At 37.8% G+C, this 19,510-nt stretch carries 18 protein-coding genes and 1 tRNA gene; 9 read left to right on the top strand and 10 right to left on the bottom strand.

Translation table 11 applies throughout. The annotated features are described in order from the left end of the window. The first annotated feature begins 169 nt into the window (after positions 1 to 169). The 3 genes from ASF92_RS05020 to ASF92_RS05010 all read left to right on the top strand — a co-directional run bounded on the left by ASF92_RS05020 (position 170) and on the right by ASF92_RS05010 (position 4,428). Positions 170 to 1,240: a porin gene (locus ASF92_RS05020; RefSeq protein ID WP_056088667.1), complete on the top strand. Its 1,071-nt coding sequence runs from the start codon at positions 170 to 172 to the stop codon at positions 1,238 to 1,240. 94 nt (positions 1,241 to 1,334) lie between these two features. Beyond that, on the top strand, positions 1,335 to 2,462 hold the full coding sequence (locus ASF92_RS05015; protein ID WP_157263713.1) for a sensor protein KdpD: 1,128 nt from the start codon (positions 1,335 to 1,337) through the stop codon (positions 2,460 to 2,462). Between the two features lie 226 nt (positions 2,463 to 2,688). Next, complete coding sequence (locus tag ASF92_RS05010) at positions 2,689 to 4,428, top strand: ATP-binding protein (RefSeq protein WP_056088660.1); 1,740 nt, start codon at positions 2,689 to 2,691, stop codon at positions 4,426 to 4,428. Between the two features lie 81 nt (positions 4,429 to 4,509). Here ASF92_RS05010 and ASF92_RS05005 read toward each other — a convergent pair whose 3' ends face one another. The 4 genes from ASF92_RS05005 to ASF92_RS04990 form a co-directional block, all read right to left on the bottom strand. Then, entirely contained in the window at positions 4,510 to 4,986 is a 477-nt protein-coding gene (locus ASF92_RS05005) for an acyl-CoA thioesterase (RefSeq protein ID WP_056088657.1), read from the bottom strand. A 520-nt stretch (positions 4,987 to 5,506) separates the two neighbouring features. Further along, positions 5,507 to 7,642 (bottom strand): glycoside hydrolase family 97 protein, encoded by a 2,136-nt coding sequence (locus ASF92_RS05000; RefSeq protein WP_231729742.1) that lies wholly within the window; start codon positions 7,640 to 7,642, stop codon positions 5,507 to 5,509. Between the two features lie 103 nt (positions 7,643 to 7,745). Further along, on the bottom strand, positions 7,746 to 8,996 hold the full coding sequence (locus ASF92_RS04995) for a DUF2130 domain-containing protein (RefSeq protein ID WP_056088654.1): 1,251 nt from the start codon (positions 8,994 to 8,996) through the stop codon (positions 7,746 to 7,748). A gap of 86 nt (positions 8,997 to 9,082) precedes the next feature. Then, positions 9,083 to 9,463 carry an OsmC family protein gene (locus tag ASF92_RS04990; protein WP_056088652.1) on the bottom strand — a complete coding sequence of 127 codons (381 nt, stop codon included), beginning with the start codon at positions 9,461 to 9,463 and terminating at the stop codon, positions 9,083 to 9,085. Positions 9,464 to 9,567: 104 nt separating this feature from the next. Between ASF92_RS04990 and ASF92_RS04985 the strand changes: the two genes are divergently transcribed. After that, positions 9,568 to 9,933 (top strand): YtxH domain-containing protein, encoded by a 366-nt coding sequence (locus ASF92_RS04985; protein ID WP_056088646.1) that lies wholly within the window; start codon positions 9,568 to 9,570, stop codon positions 9,931 to 9,933. A gap of 31 nt (positions 9,934 to 9,964) precedes the next feature. On the opposite strand, the gene obgE is transcribed toward ASF92_RS04985, so the two are convergent. The 3 genes from obgE to ASF92_RS04970 form a co-directional block, all read right to left on the bottom strand. After that, on the bottom strand, positions 9,965 to 10,960 hold the full coding sequence (gene obgE / locus ASF92_RS04980; RefSeq protein WP_056088643.1) for a GTPase ObgE: 996 nt from the start codon (positions 10,958 to 10,960) through the stop codon (positions 9,965 to 9,967). A gap of 115 nt (positions 10,961 to 11,075) precedes the next feature. Beyond that, on the bottom strand, positions 11,076 to 11,645 hold the full coding sequence (locus ASF92_RS04975; protein WP_056088639.1) for an adenylate kinase: 570 nt from the start codon (positions 11,643 to 11,645) through the stop codon (positions 11,076 to 11,078). Positions 11,646 to 11,860: 215 nt separating this feature from the next. Continuing rightward, positions 11,861 to 12,928 carry an SDR family oxidoreductase gene (locus ASF92_RS04970; RefSeq protein WP_056088636.1) on the bottom strand — a complete coding sequence of 356 codons (1,068 nt, stop codon included), beginning with the start codon at positions 12,926 to 12,928 and terminating at the stop codon, positions 11,861 to 11,863. Between the two features lie 140 nt (positions 12,929 to 13,068). On the opposite strand from ASF92_RS04970, the gene ASF92_RS04965 reads away from it, so the two are divergent. Further along, positions 13,069 to 13,650 carry a Crp/Fnr family transcriptional regulator gene (locus ASF92_RS04965; RefSeq protein ID WP_056088633.1) on the top strand — a complete coding sequence of 194 codons (582 nt, stop codon included), beginning with the start codon at positions 13,069 to 13,071 and terminating at the stop codon, positions 13,648 to 13,650. Positions 13,651 to 13,746: 96 nt separating this feature from the next. On the opposite strand, the gene ASF92_RS04960 is transcribed toward ASF92_RS04965, so the two are convergent. The 3 genes from ASF92_RS04960 to ASF92_RS04950 form a co-directional block, all read right to left on the bottom strand. Then, positions 13,747 to 13,820, bottom strand: a tRNA-Arg gene (locus ASF92_RS04960). A 97-nt stretch (positions 13,821 to 13,917) separates the two neighbouring features. Beyond that, the gene (locus tag ASF92_RS04955) at positions 13,918 to 14,382 is read right to left on the bottom strand and encodes a redoxin domain-containing protein (protein WP_056088628.1); all 465 of its coding nucleotides are present in this window, start codon (positions 14,380 to 14,382) and stop codon (positions 13,918 to 13,920) included. A gap of 129 nt (positions 14,383 to 14,511) precedes the next feature. Then, positions 14,512 to 15,447 carry an SDR family oxidoreductase gene (locus ASF92_RS04950; RefSeq protein WP_056088625.1) on the bottom strand — a complete coding sequence of 312 codons (936 nt, stop codon included), beginning with the start codon at positions 15,445 to 15,447 and terminating at the stop codon, positions 14,512 to 14,514. Positions 15,448 to 15,607: 160 nt separating this feature from the next. Here ASF92_RS04950 and atpD point away from each other — a divergent pair, with 160 nt between their 5' ends. The 4 genes from atpD to ASF92_RS04930 all read left to right on the top strand — a co-directional run bounded on the left by atpD (position 15,608) and on the right by ASF92_RS04930 (position 19,488). Next, positions 15,608 to 17,113, top strand: a complete 1,506-nt coding sequence (gene atpD, locus ASF92_RS04945; RefSeq protein WP_056088622.1) for a F0F1 ATP synthase subunit beta — start codon at positions 15,608 to 15,610, stop codon at positions 17,111 to 17,113. A gap of 79 nt (positions 17,114 to 17,192) precedes the next feature. Continuing rightward, positions 17,193 to 17,438: an ATP synthase F1 subunit epsilon gene (atpC, locus tag ASF92_RS04940; RefSeq protein ID WP_056088620.1), complete on the top strand. Its 246-nt coding sequence runs from the start codon at positions 17,193 to 17,195 to the stop codon at positions 17,436 to 17,438. A gap of 562 nt (positions 17,439 to 18,000) precedes the next feature. Beyond that, complete coding sequence (gene ilvE / locus ASF92_RS04935) at positions 18,001 to 18,891, top strand: branched-chain-amino-acid transaminase (protein WP_056088615.1); 891 nt, start codon at positions 18,001 to 18,003, stop codon at positions 18,889 to 18,891. An 18-nt stretch (positions 18,892 to 18,909) separates the two neighbouring features. Further along, the gene (locus tag ASF92_RS04930; RefSeq protein ID WP_056088612.1) at positions 18,910 to 19,488 is read left to right on the top strand and encodes an O-methyltransferase; all 579 of its coding nucleotides are present in this window, start codon (positions 18,910 to 18,912) and stop codon (positions 19,486 to 19,488) included. The last annotated feature ends 22 nt before the right edge of the window (positions 19,489 to 19,510 follow it).

The raw sequence follows: 19,510 nt of genomic DNA, 5'->3' as shown, positions 1-19,510 counted from the left end.
GACCTTTTAAAAATATCTACCAAGGATTTCTCCACTACGGTCGAAATGACGAACGCATAAAAATCAGTGTAATCCATAAGCCCCCATAATCAACACAAAGGAAAAATCTGCGTAATCCATAAATCGGTGTAATCAAGCCAAAGGAAACCCGTGTAATCACATCATCAAAATGAAAAAATTAATCACCCTTATCACAACAATAACAGCATCTATAACTGCTTTCGCTCAAGAAGAACCAAAAGTAAAACTCTCCGGTTACCTGGAAACTTACTATGGTTACGATTTTAACAAACCAGTCGACCATAACAGGCCAGGTTATATTTACTCCCATAATCGGACAAATGAAGTAAATTTAAATTTAGGCTTTATTAAAGCAGCTTATGATAGCGGCAACATCCGGGCAAATCTGGCTGTAATGGCTGGAACTTACTCAAACGCCAATTTAGCCGCTGAGCCAGGTGTGCTCAAAAATATTTTTGAGGCCAATGCCGGCGTAAAACTATCAAAATCGGAAAATCTGTGGATCGATGCTGGGGTATTTTCATCACATATCGGTTTTGAAAGTGCCATTTCCAAAGATTGCTGGGTTTTAACCAGAAACATTTCATCAGAAAACACACCTTATTATGAATCCGGGGCTAAAATCACATACGGAACAAAAGATGGGAAATTAACAGCAACCCTACTCTATTTAAATGGATGGCAAAGAATTACCCGACAAAACGGAAACGATAAACCTGCCGGCGGTTTGCAGTTAACCTGGAAACCAACATCAAAAATTACAGTAAACTACAGCAATTATTTAGGAACCGAAGGCGTTGACTCTGTCCGTGTAAACCGTTTTTATCACAACATATACGGTATTTTTCAGTTAACAGACAAATTCGGGCTAACACTTGGTTTAGATTACGGCACACAACAACAATCAAAAGGAAACAGCAATAAAAACGAAGTTATTTCTCCGGTAGCAATTGCACAATATAAATTTGCAGAGAAGTGGGCCATAGCCGGCAGATTTGAATATTACGAAGATAAAAATGGTGTGTTTATATCAACAGGAACGCCAGACGGTTTTAAAACAAAAGGTTATTCTTTAAATATTGATTATTCGCCAATTCCAAATGCGGTAATCCGGTTGGAAGGTAAAACTTACGATAGCAAGGATAAAATTTTTACAAGAGAAAGCAATTTAGTTAATGCCAATACCACGTTAACTGCAAGTATTGCTGTTTCATTTTAAAGATGGATGAAGGAAGATGTAAAATGGATAATGAAAAATTTAAATCATCCATGCATTACCTATGCTCCATTTTACATCTTACATCTTACATAATATGAAAGACGATTCGGTTAAACATTTCATCGAACTCATTCAAAAATCGAGGCGAGGCAAACTGAAGATTTATATTGGGATGAGTGCAGGTGTGGGCAAAACCTATCGAATGCTACAGGAGGTTCATGCGCTTTTACGCAATGGCATTGATGTTTGTATTGGTTATATAGAAACGCATAAGCGAGTCGAAACAGAAGCGTTAACTGAAGGTTTGCCTTTTATCGCCAGGAAGAAAATTTTTTATCGGGGCAAAGAAATCGAAGAAATGGATTTGCAGGGTATTTTGAACCGCCACCCCGAAATTGTTGTGGTTGACGAACTGGCGCATACGAATGCGGAAGGCAGTAAAAACAGCAAACGATGGCAAGATGTTTTCGATTTACTCGAGGCCGGTATAAATGTAATTTCTGCAGTAAATATTCAGCATCTGGAAAGTATTAATGAGGAAATTGAGCACATTACTGGCATCAACGTTACTGAGCGCATTCCCGATAAAATCCTGGAAATCGCCGATGAGATTGTAAACATCGACTTAACGGCTGATGAGTTGGTTACCCGTTTAAAAGAAGGTAAAATCTATGATAAAAGCAAAATTGAAAGAGCACTTGAAAATTTCTTTCAACCAGATAAAATTTTGCAGCTTAGAGAACTGGCATTAAAAGAAGTAGTTCATCAGGTAGAAAGAAAAATTCAAACTGAAATCCCCAAATCTGTTAAACTGCGGTCTGAACGATTTTTAGCATGTATCTCGTCAAACGCCGAAACCGCCGGCGTTGTTATCCGGAAAACGGCCAGACTTGCCTCCTATTATCATTCGCCTTGGATTGTACTTTATGTGCAAAGCGATGCAGAGAGTTTAGATAAGATCAAGCTCGATAAACAGCGTCACCTGATTAACCATTTCAAACTTGCTACCGAATTAGGCGCTGAAGTAATTAAAATTAAAAGCAATCAGATTACCCAATCGATTATCAATATGGCAACTGAAAAAGAAATTACCACCATTTGTATTGGCAAACCACATTTAAATATTTTTCAGGTAATCATGCGAACGGCAATTTTTAACCAACTGTTGCGTAATTTAGCTGCAAAAGAAATTGATCTGGTTGTGCTTTCTCAAATTATTTAACCACCGAGTACACAAAGAAAGACCAAAGAAAGACACAGAGTTAATATTTAATCTCTTTATTTTTCTGTGAAAAACTCAATGCCCTCTGTGGTAAAAAACAAAACAACTTCACCACCTAAGACACCTAAGAATATCCAAGCTTAGGTTTACTAAGGTGTCTAAGGTGGTAAAAAATAAAATGTAACTGCAATACACTAAACTTTGTGGTTAACAAAACATCATCATCATGAAAATAAAAACCAAGCTCCGTCTCGGATTCGGATTTCTCTTTATAATCGTTTTATCATTCGGATTGATAGCACTTTTCTTTCTGAACGAACTCTCTGATAAATCGAAAGTAATTCTGAAAGACAATTACAAATCGCTGAAATATGTTGCAGCTATGCGAAATGTGGTCGATTCGGGTACATTCCCATTGTCAGCAGAAATGGCTAAAATATTTAAAGAAAATCTGAAGCTTGAAGGCAACAACATCACTGAAAACGGAGAAAAAGTTGCATTTCAAAAGTTGGCGTCGACCTATAAGTCTTTACAGGAATCAAACGGAAAAAGCGGGTTGAAAGATTTGAGATCAGCACTTCAAAAAATTGAAGAACTTAATTTAAAAGCGATTTATGCGAAAAACGAACTTGCAAATGAGGCTTCAGGAAGGGCAAATCTGTACATTATGATTGCAGCTACCCTCAGTTTTATCATTCTTTTTACTTTCATTATAAATTTTCCGGGTTTTGTAGCAAATCCTTTGGCGGAATTTAGCGCAGCAATAAGGGGAATCAGCCGCAAGAATTATAAGCAACGTTTAAATTTCGATAACAATGATGAATTTACGGAGCTTGCTGAGGCATTTAATGGAATGGTGGTTAAGCTGAACGAATGGGAAAACAGCAACCTTTCAAAAATCAAATCTGAAAAATCCCGGATTGAAGCCATTATTGCTCAAATGCAGGATGCCATTATCGGTCTGAATGAAAAAGGTGAAGTGCTTTTTTTAAACCATCTGGCAGCAAAGCTGATGAGTTTGGATGAGAAAAAAATTATAGGCCAGAATGTGGCTGAATTGATTAAAAAGAACGAGTTATTAAAGCGCATTATTAAACCCGATACAGACGATAAAACATTGAAAATATATGCTGATGAAAAGGAATCCTATTTCCTTCTGGAAAACCGCGAAATCGTGATACCTAACTATGAAGAGCTTACTGACATTACTTTGTTTGAATCGTCGAAATCTGCCGGAAGTGTGTACGTGTTAAAAAATATTACGCAATTTAAAGAACTTGATGAAGCCAAAACAAATTTCATCGCTACGGTTTCACACGAGTTAAAAACACCACTTTCTTCTATAAAAATGAGTCTGAAGTTATTAAATGATACGCGCGTAGGTGAAATGAATGAAGAACAAAGCCAGCTCTTGAACCACATTAAGGAGGACAGCGACCGTTTACTAAAAATCACAAGCGAATTACTGGATTTATCGCAGGTAGAAACCGGTAATTTAAAGTTAACATTTGCCCTAACCGAGCCAAAGGAAATAGTAAATTATGCTTTAGATGCTGTAAAATTTCAGGCGGAACAGAAACTAATTCAACTCGAATTCAACTGCGCTGAAAATTTGCCAAAGGTGAATGCCGATATTCAGAAAACGGCTTGGGTCATGGTCAACTTCTTATCAAATGCCTTACGTTACAGCAGCGAAAAATCGAAAGTCTTGATTGATGTTTTCCAAAAAGATAAATTCATCCAGTTTTCTGTTCAGGATTACGGCAAAGGGATAGATGAAAAATATCAAAAACGTTTGTTCGACCGTTATTTTCAGGTACCCACTGATGGACAAAACAAAGCTGGTTCTGGATTGGGTTTAGCCATTTCGAAAGATTTTATCGAAGCAGAAGACGGAAAAATATGGGTAGAAAGTGCTATCGGAGAAGGTAGTAAATTTTGTTTCTCTCTACCCATAGCAGAATAGCTGTTAAATTTTTATAACCCGTTATCACCAGAAAACCGGCAACATTCTCTATGTATTTATTTGAGCTTACCTTTTCACTGGTTAAACAATATAAGGTTCCATTTCTCTATCGATGCTTTTTCTTAACTCCATCAACTTTATTGCGTAGCCATGCATGGCGATTTCCTTTTCCGTTTTCGGCTTAAAAGTAGGAATTTGTTGTGGCTGCCCCTCATCATTTACCGCTACAAAAACAATGATACAGTGGGTGTTTTTAACAAAATCTGCTTTACCTACAGGTTTTGAATAAGCATCTACAGCGATATGCATACTGGTTTTTCCGGTATAAATGATCCGGGCATCCATCTTTACCAGGTGCCCGATATGTACGGGATGAAAAAATCGGATACCGCCTACATAAACCGTTACGCAGTAAGATTCGCTCCATTGCAAGGCACAGGCAAATGCAGCCTGGTCAATCCACTTCATCATCATACCGCCATGTACTTTTCCACCATAATTTACATCAGATGGTTCACTTAAAAATTGAAGTTCAATGTGGTTTTTTATTTTGGCCATGATTATTTGTTTGAATCGAATGAATTATTAACTGCAAAGTAAACAATATACCAATTATTTTCCCGCAGATTACAGTGATTAACGAAGTTCAAAAATTATTTGTTTCTGATGGACCGACTAATATTAGAATTAAAATCAGCAGGCATCTGCGGGAACATTTTGATCTCCCGCAGATCACGCAGATTAACGCAGATCAAAAAATTTTCGCATTCCTTTAGATACGACTAATATCAGACTTAAAAATCAGCGGCATCCGCGTAGTCTGCGAGAAACATTTTTTTGAATGATTGTTATCAAAACAAAAGTCGTAGAGAGACGCTACGACGAGAAGTTGGAACGACTAATATCGGACTAAAAATCAGCGGGCATCTGCGGGAAACATTTTTTGGATTATTGTTATTGAAATAAAAAAAGTCGTAGCGAGACGCTACGACCAGACTTGTGTGAACCAAAAGAAATGACTTGAATGAACCTTATATGCTTTGCGAAAAACTTTGCGTCCTTTGCGGTTAACCCAAAATTATCTCGCCATGATGCTGATTGCATAACCACCACCTGGTGCGCAATTTAAAGTCAGCTTTGTTTTATTTGTAACCTCCATCTTGCGAATAGTATATGCTTTAGGATTGGTTTCGTAATGCGCATCTTTGGCATCAGCATAGATGGTTGCGGTATATTTTTTACCTGCATCTAAAAAATTGAAATTGATTTTAGAGGTGCGCGCAACTTCATCATTGGTGCGACCAACAAACCAATCGTTTTTGCCTTTGGCTTTACGGGCGAAAGTGATGTAATCTCCGGGCTCGGCTTCCAACACTCTGGTATCATCCCAGTCAACCGCCACATCTTTGATAAATTGGAAAGCATCTATATACTTATTGTAAGTTTCAGGCAGATCTGCAGCCATTTGCAGCGGACTATACATCGTAACATAAAGTGCGAGCTGACGGGCAAGTGTACTATGAACAAACGAATTATTTTCTGGGTTATACTTACTCACTTTTGTCTCGAAAATACCAGGAGTATAATCCATCGGACCTCCAATTAAACGCGTGAAAGGCAATATAGTGGTGTGATCGGCATTATTCCCTCCAAAAGCCTCATATTCCGTGCCGCGGGCCGATTCATTGCCAATCAGATTCGGATAAGTACGAGCCAAACCAGTAGGCCTAACGGCCTCATGTGCATTTACCATAATTTTATATTCAGCTGCTTTTTGTATGGCATACAAGTAATGGTTGTTTAACCACTGCCCGTAATGATGTTCGCCACGGGGAATCATATTACCAACATAACCACTCTTTACTGCGTCGTACCCGTTGGCTTTCATAAATTTATAAGCGGTATCAATGTGTCTTTCGTAGTTACGAACCGAAGAAGAAGTTTCGTGGTGCATAATCATTTTGATGCCTTTGCTTGCCGCATAGCGATGCAATTCCTGTACATTAAAATCCGGATAAGGTGTTACGAAATCGAAGACATAGTCTTTTGTTTTGCCAAACCAATCTTCCCAACCCTCGTTCCAACCCTCAACCAAAACAGCATCCAGACCATTTTTCGCAGCAAAATCGATGTATTCTTTCACATGAGCCGTATTTGCAGCATGTTTTCCATTAGGTTTAGTTTTCGAATAGTCAGTAACACCTAACTGAACACTTGTTAAATCGTTATAAGCCCAGGTACTTTTTCCGGTAATCATTTCCCACCAGACGCCGACATATTTTGTTGGTTTAATCCAGGAAACATCCTTGAATTTAGTTGGCTCATTAAGATTGTAAGTTAATTTTGAAGTTAAAATATCGCCTGCTTTGTCGCTCACAATAATGGTTCTCCATGGTGAAACGCAAGGCGCTTGCAAGTAACCTTTATCGCCCACTGCATCAGGTGTTAACCAGGATTCTAAAATCATATTTTTATCATCCAGATTCAACGACATTAAAGAATAGTTAACCAGTGCGGCCTCATGAATATTAATATACAAACCGTCTATACTTTTCATCATCAAGGGCGTTTGTAAACCTGTCGGAGAAAAAGTAGTTTGCGATGCATTTGGCGTTACCGCGGCTTTCATTTTACCACGAACTTCTGATAAATTCGAAGTTACGGTACTGTATTCCTGTGTGTCATAATCTCCGGGTAACCAAAAAGCTTTATGATCACCTGCTAAGGCAAACTGTGTTTTCTCTTCTTTGATTACAAAATAATCCAGGTTTTTCTGTTCCGGGAATTCGTACCGAAAACCTAAGCCATCATTAAATAAACGAAAACGAATAATGATAAAACGATTGGTTTCCTTTTGAGTTAGCGTAACGGCCAACTCATTATAATGATTTACAATCTCTTTCACTTCCCCCCAAACCGGTTTCCAGGTTTCCTTAAAAGTATTTGTTTTAGTATCGCTGATGTTAAATCCATTCATTAAAGATTTGCCATCTTTCAATTCCAAACCAAGTTTACTTTTCTTGATTACTTCTTTGCCTTTATACTTTAAGCTATAAGCTGGCACGCCACCATCAGCCAGCGAAAAATTAGCCAACAGATTCGCATCGGGCGATTCTAACTCCTGTCCGGAAACGTTCCCGAAAAAAAATAAAATGCAAATTAATACCAGAAATTTGGAGAGATTAAAGGATTGATTGTTTAGGTTTTTATTCACTTTATGTTGATAATTAATTTTAATACTATTCTTGACCGCCTAAGACACCTTGGTACATCTAAGCTTAATGTTCTTAGATGCCTTAGGTGGTAAATCTAAATTGTTAATCCAAAAGCAATTGCTCGTCATCATCAGTTAAACTTAACTGTATGGTATCCGTTCCGGCGATGCCTTCAATCGAACCACGAATATGCGTTGCGTTCAATAATACTTTTTCTAGTTGTTTTTCCCTGGCTTTCCACAAGCGTTCCATAGCGTCGCGTTCACGTTGTATGGATAGTTTCATGCTCATAAAACCTTCACGAATGGCTTTCCATTGCTCAGAAAATTCTGATCCGGTTAAGTAATCGTAAAGCATGTGCATTTTATCACCACGATTTTCCTGAGATTTCATGGCACTGGATAAACGCAGGATACCGTCGCGTAAGACATAAGCAACCGCATTGACCTCTTCAAAAGAGCAAATCCAGACACCATCCCGCTGACCGAAACAATCCATGCCTTTAGGGTAGCACTGGCTTACAATCACCGCTACATCAACACCCATGCTACGCATATCTTTTTTCAGCTTTTCGATCCAATCACCTCCAAAATCTTTGGTACGCTTACTTTCATAAATAATTTTACCACACTCCTGTCCGAATTGGTTACGAACAACCTGTACACAATCAGCGCCACGAACGCCTTTCCCAACCTCTTCAATTAAATCGAATGGGAAATTGCTTCGCAGTAATTCTTCCAGAATTAATTCCTGAACCTCACCTTGCAGCTGCATACTGCCTTGCTCTGCTTTTCGCTTCATCTCTTCAGCCAGTTTCTTCTGATCGTCTAGCTGCTTTTCCAATTCCTTTAAACGGAGTTGATGTTCAGTTTCTTTTATACTGTTTTTTTCGGCCTCCTGCTTACGTATTTGCTCAACCAACTCGTTCCGTTGCTCCTGCATTTTGCGCTGCATAGACAGTTCCATTTCCTGTTCTTTTAACAGCAAACTTTCTTCGCGTTTTAAAAACTGAAGTTCTTTTTCACGGGCAAGACGCAATTTTTCGGCATTGTCTTTTGCCGATCCCTCGAGCATCTGCAACTTGGTTTCATAATCTGAAGCAATACTTTTGCGCAAATTTTCTTCCAAATCACCTTTTAATTTATTTTTTTCTTCTACAAGTTTTGCTTCAAAAGCTTTAAGTTGCTGTTGTTTATCAGATTCAAAAATCTGAAGTTTACGTTGATACTCCTCATCTTTCTGTCTGGCATAGGCCGCAGCCTTTTCTCTCAATTCTTTCCTATAATCTTCAGCCATCGCTTCTTCCATAGGAAAAACGTGTGCACAATTGGGACATTTAATTTCAGTAGCCATAAATTATTTTTGCTTCAAAAGATACAGAGCAGCAAAGATACCAAAGCTTTTTAGCTTTATGTAAACGAGTTTTACACGATTGCATATTAAAGTACTTTCGACCGGATTTCATGCCCTGCAGTAAGAATTTTACTCACCGGACATTTAGTAGCAATATCTTCCAACCTAAACTTTTGCTCTTCGGTTAAATTCCCTGTACAGGTTATTTCTTCCAGGAAAATATGCTCGGCATTTTCTATCTCCATGTTAACTTCTACTTCTATTTTATCAACTTCCCATTCCTTTCTGTCGATATACATTCTGAGGGTAATGGCAACACATGAGGCCAACGATGCCATCAGCAAACCTTTTGGAGCAAAACCTTTATGGGTTCCGCCCAATTCAATTGGCTCATCAACTACGATTTCATGTGAGCCGTTAGTTACAGAACAGGCATAATGTTCTTTATTTATTGTTGCTTTTACCATGGTTATTCTATATATCTAAGCTTTAAACTTACCAAATATTATACTTATTAAGATTTTACGAAACATTATAACGCAGGATTTGTTCCCTTTTTAAATGCTACGTTATGAAATACAGAAAGTTAATCGGAAAATATTTAACCCAAAAATCAAATAATAACGCTCAGGTTGCACTTGCGCTCGTTGCAGGCCTAGCCGCTGGCGCAGTCATTAGTGTTTTATTTGCACCAGACAGTGGCGCAGGCACCCGCGGAAAAATTGCTGGTGGCGCAAAGAATCTACGCTATGGATTTCAGGATAAATACAATTTATTAAAAGAAAAAGTATTTGGTGTTGAAGCTATCGAAGAAGATATCGTTGAACACGAAGTGCCTCATTTCAAACACACGATCACCAAAAAACCAAAATCGAGTGTAAAGGAAATACTTGAACAGGCACATGACAATGGACAAGTGCAAGAAGGACAAGGATAATAGGATTGCTGTTTGAAAGCTATTTCTGAATTTACTCAGCAATAGCTTTCCAAAGCATATCTTTTAACTCCAGTATATTTTTTTCGGCAACTGATGAAATAAATATAGACGGAATAGAAGGCAAGTCCTGCTTCATCTCTTCCATCAGCTCATCATCAAGCATATCTGATTTTGTTATGGCCAGAACGTGTGGTTTTTGCATTAATTCCGGATTATAAGACTCCAATTCTCTTTTTAAGATTGCGTATTCTTCCTTTATGCTCCGGCTGGTATCCGCTGGAACCATGAAAAGTAAAACAGAATTTCGCTCAATGTGGCGCAGGAAACGATAGCCTAAGCCCTTACCTTTTGAGGCACCTTCAATAATTCCCGGAATATCTGCCATTACAAATGATTTTCCACCCCTGTAACTTACAATGCCCAGATTTGGAACAATGGTAGTGAACGGATAATCTGCGATTTCAGGTTTTGCCGCAGACACAACAGATAACAAAGTAGATTTACCTGCATTAGGAAAACCAACCAAACCAACATCAGCAAGTACTTTTAATTCCAGAATATTCCAAACCTCTTTGCCTGGCTCACCTGGTTGTGCATATCTCGGTGTTTGCTGAACGGCATTCTTAAAATGCGCATTACCCAAACCTCCGCGGCCACCGGCTGTTAATATTTTAGTCTCGCCATCTTTGGTGATTTCAAAAAGAACTTCCCCTGTTTCAGCATCCCTGGCAATGGTTCCAAGTGGAACTTCAAGGATTTCGTCTGTTCCTTGTTTTCCAAATTTATGTGAACTGCCACCTGCACCCCCATCCTCTGCTATAATATGTTTACGGTATTTAAGATGCAGTAAAGTCCAGATGTGAATACTTCCTTTAACAATGATGTGCCCGCCACGACCGCCATCACCACCATCCGGACCGCCCATTGAAGTTAAAATATCACGATGCAAATGTGCAGAACCTGCCCCGCCCTTACCTGAACGGCAACAAATTTTTACATAATCTACGAAATTCGAACCCTGTGACATATTGATTTTAGATTTAGATTAACGATTTAGCTTACAAAAATCGTTAAAAAACAAACATCCGCAAAAAAGCTACTAATGCTTTCTGCGGATGCTATATTTAAAAATTTAATTATTATTAAAACTGATCGATTACAGCGCAAAGATCAGTATAAACGGTTTCTATTTCTCCAATTCCATTTACTTTCTTCAACTTCCCCTGTTCCTCATAATAAGGCAGTACATGAATGGTTTTATCGAAATATTCTGAAATGCGTTTCTTTAATTTTTCAGCATCATCATCCGGACGGCCACTTACTTTATGACGTTCAGCGATACGCTTTGTCAATTCCTCCTGATCAACATCTAAAGCAATAACGCCAGCAATCTTACTGCCTTTACGCTCCAAAAATAAATCAAGTTCTTTTGCTTGCGGAACGGTGCGGGGGAAACCGTCAAATACAAAACCTTTTGCATCAGGGTTTTTATCTACTTCTTCCTCAAGCATTGCAATTGTAATCGCATCCGGTACTAACTCCCCATCTGCTAACAGCTGGCTAACCTTTTTACCTAATTTGGTTTCTCCCTTTACATGTGCTCTAAACAAATCGCCGGTTGAAATGTGTACCAACTGATATTTAGATATCAGCTTTTCGGATTGGGTGCCTTTACCCGCCCCCGGAGGGCCAAAGAGAACTAAATTAAGCATTAACGTGGTTTAGGTTGTCTTTAAAATTAAGAACCCTATTCCTAGGGCTCAAACTAAAATTGAAAAGTAACACAAAGTGTTGCCTTTTAAAGCTGCAAATATATAATTATTAATTTAGATGAGTTTTATAATTGGCAATTAATTTGGAAAAACCAGTTGTTTATAATTTTACATATTAATATTTTAAGATTGTGCCGTTATTTATTTTTTTTAGCTTAAGGTATTAATTCAGCTTTGCGTAGCGCCTCAAATAAATCGTAAAAAGATTCTTCAGTATCCTGAAATATTATAAACCCTAACTTCCTGCTTTTCGACATATCTGTCATCACCTCTATTGGCCTGGCCAAGTCTAAATCAGTATGCCATGCAGATGAAAGTCGATTTATATCGGCTTCTTTCAACTTGTGTTCAGCTGCAATTTTGCGCCAAACCGCTGCATCGTTTTCCATCTCTGTTTCCAATGATTGAGTAGAACCTTCATAACCCACCGGTTCGATTTCGAAATAAACTGCTAAGCGCTTCCACAATCTACTCCATCGGAATACATCTCCGTTAACCACGTTAAAAGCTTCATTTTTTGCGGCTTCAGTAGTTGACGCCCAAATGAGGTGTGCTGCCAGAACTCTTGCATCGGTTACATCAGATAAGCCGTTCCATTGTGCGGCAGATCCCGGCCATTTGAATTTGCGCCCGGTCTCCTTGCAAATTGAAGCATATACAGCTAAAGTGGTTCCTAAGTTCATCGCATTGCCTACCGCTTGACCAATAATGGTATGCGGTCTGTGAATGCTCCAGGTAAAACCATCCCGGGCTGCTGCGGCATAAACTTCATCTTCCTGAGCATAATAAAAATTCTCAATATCTAATCTTGGGTGATCTTCTCTTAAAGGGGTTTCCGGCAAAAAGCCTTCTTTTGCATAGGCCTCAAAGGGGCCTAAATAATGCTTTAAACCTGTTACCAATGCTACATGCTCAACAGATTTATGTTCAGATAAAACATTGAGCAGATTACGAACCATCAGACTATTAACCCTAACATTATCCGCCTCAGTGTCATTGCGCATCCAGGTTGTGATATACACATGAGTGGGTTTTACATCGGCTAAGGCTAATTTTAAGCGCTCAACATTCAAAAGATCAGCTGCCACCGGTTTTAAACCATCAATTTCCAGATTAGGGTTACGGGCCAAACCGTAAGTATTCCAACCTTCGCTTATTAGTTGGACTGACAGATTACTCCCCGTGATACCGCTTGCACCTACTACTAATGCTATTTTATTCATTGCAATATTTATTATTTGATTCCCAAAATTACTTTAATGGAAACTTATAGCACTTGATATGCATCAACAAATACACTTGATCTAAATCAAGCTTTAGCCTGTATACCGAAAAACTTTATCTTTGGTTAAAAAGATAGAAAATGATTAATGTACTTTTCAGTCATATTGAGGAAAAAGTATCGCTCAGCGCGAATGATAAGTTATTAATAGAAAAATTCTTTTCTTACCGAAAGTTGAGAAGAAAGCAGTATCTGTTACAGGAAGGAGAAATTTGTAAAAATCTTGTGTTTGTATCAAAAGGGCTGCTCCGCACCTATAATATTGACGAAAAAGGTATTGAACACATGAGTATTTTTGGTTGGGAAGGTTGGTGGTTATCTGACTTCAATAGTTTTCTTTCAGGCGAGCCGGCAGTTTTTAATATAGATGCGATTGAAGAATCGGAATTGCTTATGCTTTCGCGAAAAGATTACGAAGCCCTAACATTAGCCGTACCAATTATGGATCGTTATTTTCGAATACTTTACCAAAATAGCCTGGTTACCAAAGAACGAAGATTAATGAGTACAATTACGCATAGCGCAGAAGAACGTTACCTGGAATTATCAGCATCGAATCCAAAAATTATAGAACGCATCCCGCAAAATCTAATTGCATCTTATTTGGGAATTGCCCCTGAAACATTAAGCAGAATCAAAAAGAACCTACTTTCAAGAAGATAGTTAAAGCATGGATACCGGATGAAGAGGGGGGAACTTTAGCTGAAAAATACTTTTAAAAAAAAATGGAGTTAAATCTTTTCGACTTAACTCCATTAGTGCACTTGTAGGGATTCGAACCCCAAACCTTCTCATCCGTAGTGAGATGCTCTATCCAATTGAGCTACAAATGCGTTTCCGTTTGTTAACGGACTGCAAAAGTAAGATTTGAGATTTAAATTCGCAATTATATTTGAAAAAAATCGCTAATTACTTTACAATATAATTGTACTATGCTTTTAATGTATCGTTAATTGCTTTGAAATCAGGCAAATCACCAGCATTCTCCAAAACTTCAGCATAGGCAATTTTTCCTTCTTCATCTATAACAAAAGCTGCTCTTTTAGAAACACCTTTCAATCCGAACACAAATTCGTCGTAAAAAGCACTATAAGCTACAGAAACATCCTTGTTAAAATCGGATAATAAAGGAAACTGGTAATTCTGAGCTTCTTTGAATTTAGCCAGGGAAAATGGGGAATCTACTGAAATACCTAAAACCTGAGCGTTAATGCCTTCGTAAAAACTAAAGTTATCTCTCATTGTACATAACTGCTCGGTACAAGTTCCCGTAAAAGCCATAGGGAAGAAATGTATAATTACTTTTTTACCTTTAAAAGCAGCCAAAGAAACTTCTGCTAAATCTGAACTGTATAATTTAAAATCAGGGGCTTGATCGCCAACTTGTAATGACATATATTCTATTGTTAAATTGTTGTATTGTTAAAGTTTAATTGTTTGAATTGTTTAATAGGTTAACTGCAAGACAAAATTACAAAAAGCGGCAGCTACCTCGTTCGTTCATTTTTCGTTTTCTAATTTTTGTCACCCAGTCTTGATACTAGATACTAAATACTCTCTACTTTTCATCTGCCCATCTACAACCTTCAACCCTTCTTCAAAACTATGAGGATCATAACCTAGATCTCTTATCGTTTTATCCAATACGAAACCTGTTTTCGCAGGGCGTTTTGCAGTCTGATTAAGACTTACAGAACTAACTTCTTTAATAATTGTTTTATCGAGCACCCAATAATCGGCAACTTTTCTAACTAAATCTGCAATGCTCATGTAATCTTTACCCGAAACATGGTAAATTCCCGTAGCATTTTTTTCAACAGCTAACAAACAAGCTTCAGCTAAATCTTCAGCCAGAGTAGGCATGCGAAACTGATCGTTCACGACATTAATTGGTGATCCTTTTTCTAAAGCACCTTTTGCCCAAAGCACAATATTGCTCCTGCTCATATCATTGGTGATACCATAAACCAATATTGTTCTTAAAATTACCCAGTTTGCAGCCGAGTTTTCTAATAATTCTTCAGCTAACACTTTCGACTCACCATAATAACTTAAAGGATTAACGGCATCCTCTTCCTTGTAGGGTCCATTAGCACCATCGAAAACGAAATCAGTACTTAAATGTATGAGCTGAATATTACTTTTTTCACATAGTGATAACAAATTTTTAACTGCATCGACGTTAAGCTGATGGCAAAGGTTTTTGTCGGCCTCAGCCGTATCAACATTAGTCATTGCAGCCGTATGGATAATTGCATCGGGCTTATATTCTTCAATAACTGCCTTAACTTGCTCTGGATTTAAAATATCCATTTCGGCATAATCGTAACCATCTTTAATCGGGTAACGGTTAGCACCCTTAGAGGTGGCAATTAATTTAACGCGCCCTTCGGCTAAAATTTTTTCAGTTATTTTTTGCCCTAAAAGGCCGTTACTGCCTGTAGTTAAAACTGTTTTCATAGGCTTAATCAAGCCTCTAAATTATCCATAAAAACCTTCTTGAAAAAATTTATAATATATATTTAAAATTAAGTAAGAATAACTTAACTTTGCCAACCGAATTGGAGCCCCTATAAATTGCTTTAATTCATTGATTGTAATAAATTTACTCACAACAGATATGCCTAACTTAGGAAAAATAGCACAAATTATCGGCCCAGTGGTTGACGTTAGCTTTGCTAATGATGCCCATCTACCTAAAATTTTTGATGCGTTAGAGATAACGAAAGAAAATGGACAAAAAATTGTTTTAGAAGTTCAACAGCACTTAGGTGAAGATCGCGTTCGTGCAATCTCGATGGACTCTACAGATGGTTTGGTTCGCGGAATGGACGTAGTTGATACTGGTGCTGCGATTAAAATGCCAGTTGGCGACCAAATTAAAGGTCGTTTATTTAATGTAGTAGGCGAAGCAATTGATGGTATCAATACAGTTGATAAAACTGATGGTCGCCCTATCCACGCTACACCTCCTAAGTTTGAAGATTTATCAACTGAAACTGAAGTACTTTTCACAGGTATTAAAGTAATCGATTTATTAGAACCTTATGCAAAAGGTGGTAAAATTGGTTTATTCGGTGGTGCTGGTGTGGGTAAAACAGTATTAATCATGGAGTTGGTAAACAACATCGCAAAAGCTTATGCTGGTTTATCTGTATTCGCGGGTGTTGGTGAGCGTACTCGTGAGGGTAACGATTTACTTCGTGAGTTTATCGAATCAGGTGTAATCAACTATGGCGACGAATTCTTACACTCTATGGAAAAAGGTGGATGGGATTTGAAAGCTGTTGATACTGAAAAATTAAAAGAATCTAAAGCAACATTGGTTTTCGGCCAGATGAACGAGCCTCCTGGTGCACGTGCACGTGTTGCATTATCAGGATTAACCGTTGCAGAATATTTCCGTGATGGTGATGGCGAAGGCGCTGGAAAAGACATCCTTTTCTTTGTGGATAATATCTTCCGTTTCACTCAAGCGGGTTCTGAGGTATCAGCTTTATTAGGTCGTATGCCATCCGCCGTAGGTTACCAGCCAACGTTGGCAACTGAGATGGGTTTGATGCAGGAGCGTATTACTTCGACTAAACGCGGTTCAATTACATCGGTACAAGCCGTATATGTACCGGCAGATGATTTAACTGACCCTGCACCGGCAACAACATTTGCCCACTTAGATGCAACTACCGTACTTTCCCGTAAAATTGCTGAGTTAGGTATTTACCCTGCGGTTGACCCATTGGATTCAACTTCACGTATCCTTTCTCCTGCTGTTTTAGGTGATGAGCACTATAACACTGCACAACGCGTTAAAGAAACTTTACAACGTTATAAAGAATTACAAGATATCATTGCGATTTTAGGTATGGACGAATTATCTGAAGAAGATAAATTAGTAGTATCAAGAGCTCGCCGTGTTCAACGTTTCTTATCACAACCTTTCCACGTAGCTGAACAATTTACAGGTTTGAAAGGTGTATTGGTTGATATTAAAGATACAATCAAAGGTTTCAACATGATTATGGATGGTGAAGTTGATGAATATCCTGAAGCTGCATTTAACTTGGTTGGTAGCATCGAAGATGCAATCGAAAAAGGTAAAAAATTATTAGCAGAAGCGAACAACTAGTATCAAGATTTTAGTATCAAGACAAGGAAATTCTAGCTTGATACTCGATACTTGCTACTTGATACTCAAATCAAAAAAAATGAATTTAGAAATATTAACTCCAGACAAAAAAGTTTTCGAAGGCGAAGTAACGGCAGTTACCGTTCCTGGCACACTAGGTTCTTTTCAGATTTTGAAAGACCATGCCCCTATCATTTCAACTTTGGAGGATGGAGAAGTTATTATAAAGGCTAGTAAAGCTGACGAACAACGATTTTATATTAAAGGTGGTGTGGTTGAAGTCATCCACAATAAAATTGTAGTACTGGCAGAAGGTATTGCTTAGTGAAATTCGTTATGCTGAGTTAATTTCAGCATTTAATTAAAGCCTTTCCTATTAAAATCGGAAAGGCTTTTTTTTGCTAAATCCAATTTCGTAATTACTCAGTTTTTTGGATTAAAAACTCATTTTAGGCAGAAAAATAGAAAATTTATAATGCAAGCATAATAAACATACCATATACCGTTTTGATATTTAGTCTACAACCATCGGTATTAAATCACTGATTTCATTTCCAAAACAAATAACATTTTGTTTTTAAGGTAAAAAATAGAATTATATTCTATTTTAACTTTTTTGTTATTTCTCTTGCATATTAATGCACCAAAAACTAAATTGGTATTTATAAAGCATCAGTAATAATGACAATTCAAAACAACACTTTTTTTAACAACACCATTGCAATTGCAGCTGGATATGTTGTATTGTTGCCTGTCATTATTCTGAACCTGCTACTCCTAAATATTTTAGGAAAGAAGATGGACAGCTTTTAAATAGATTATAAAAAACTAATATACTTAAAGCGTCCTGATACAAACAGGACGCTTTTTTTAAATAACAAAACCTGATGAAATACTATAATTCGAACACGGTAATTTACCTTGACGGACGGTTTGAAAAAGCGGTGGATAGCAGCACTGACCTTTATGGCCAGTCGCTACATTATGGTTATGCGGCCTTTGAAGGCATCAGAGCGTATAAAACACACAACGGAAATCGCATTTTTAAAGCGGCCGCCCATTTCGACCGTTTAGAGCGCTCTTGCCAATTGGCTAATATTCCTTTTCCCTGGGATAAACAGGAACTAATTAAAGAAACTTATAAGCTGTTAACATTAAACAAATTGAAAGATGCTTATATCCGTCCGCTGGTTTTTTGTCACCCTAATATGAAATTGAATGAACCAAGTGGTGTTTCAATTTTAATTTGTGCATGGGACTGGGATGCCTATTCGGGCAACAAATTACTGAAATTAACCATTTCAGACTACGAGCGGCCGAATCCAAAATCAACGCCTATGGAGGCAAAATTAAGCGGAAACTATGTTAACTCCATTTTAGCAACAACCGCAGCAACCATTAAAGGTTACGATGAAGCTTTGCTTTTAGATATGCATGGTTTTGTTGCAGAAGCTTCGGGTGCTAATATTTTCATTGAGAAAGATGGCAAACTTTATACACCCTCTTTAGGCAATATTTTACCTGGAATTACCCGGGCCACGGTTAAGGAACTATGTACCGTTCTCGATATCGAATGCGTAGAGAAGAAATTAACCGTAGAAGATTTGAGGCAGGCAGATAGCGCTTTCTTATGCGGAACTGCAACTGAAATTGCAGGTATTGCCTCAATTGATGATATTGTTTTCCGTACCCTTTGGAGAGAATCCATTGGCTATACCATACAACGCGCTTACAAAAATTTAGTGCTTGAGAAAGTAAACTACGAGGTGATTATTTAACAAAGTTTAAACGACAGAATGAATCAAGAAATCAATCAACAATTTCCAGGTGTTTATCAGCAAATTACAGATGCAACCAAAGCATCCGGATTTGATATGGCATCTGATGTATTGACTTGTTCATTATTGCGAACGCTTGCAAGCTCGAAACCCGCAGGCAGTTTCCTGGAATTGGGTACTGGTACAGGCTTATCAACCTCGTGGATATTAGATGGAATGGATGAATCATCTACCTTAATTTCAATTGACAATGATGAAAAATTCTTAAGTATAGCCAGTAATTTCTTAGGAAGTGATAATCGTTTAAGCTTAATTTCATCAGATGGTGGCAACTGGATTGAAGAAAATAAAAACAAGAAATTCGATTATATTTTTGCAGATACCTGGCACGGAAAATATCTACTTTTAAATGAGACCCTGTCAATGCTGATAAAAGGCGGTCTTTACATTATTGACGACATGCTACCTCAGCCAAATTGGCCAGATGGTCACCAGGAAAAAGCAATTAAATTAATAGAAGACCTGGAATCCCGTAGTGATTTGCAATTGACAAAACAAGTTTGGGCTACAGGAATAGTAATCGGTGTAAAAAAATAAAACCAACAGAATTAGAACATAC

The organism is Pedobacter sp. Leaf176 (genome assembly GCF_001424305.1).
Taxonomy (GTDB): Bacteria; Bacteroidota; Bacteroidia; order Sphingobacteriales; family Sphingobacteriaceae; genus Pedobacter.
Note: the sequence above shows the minus strand (reverse complement) of the source record. Positions and strands in the feature narration are given on the sequence as shown.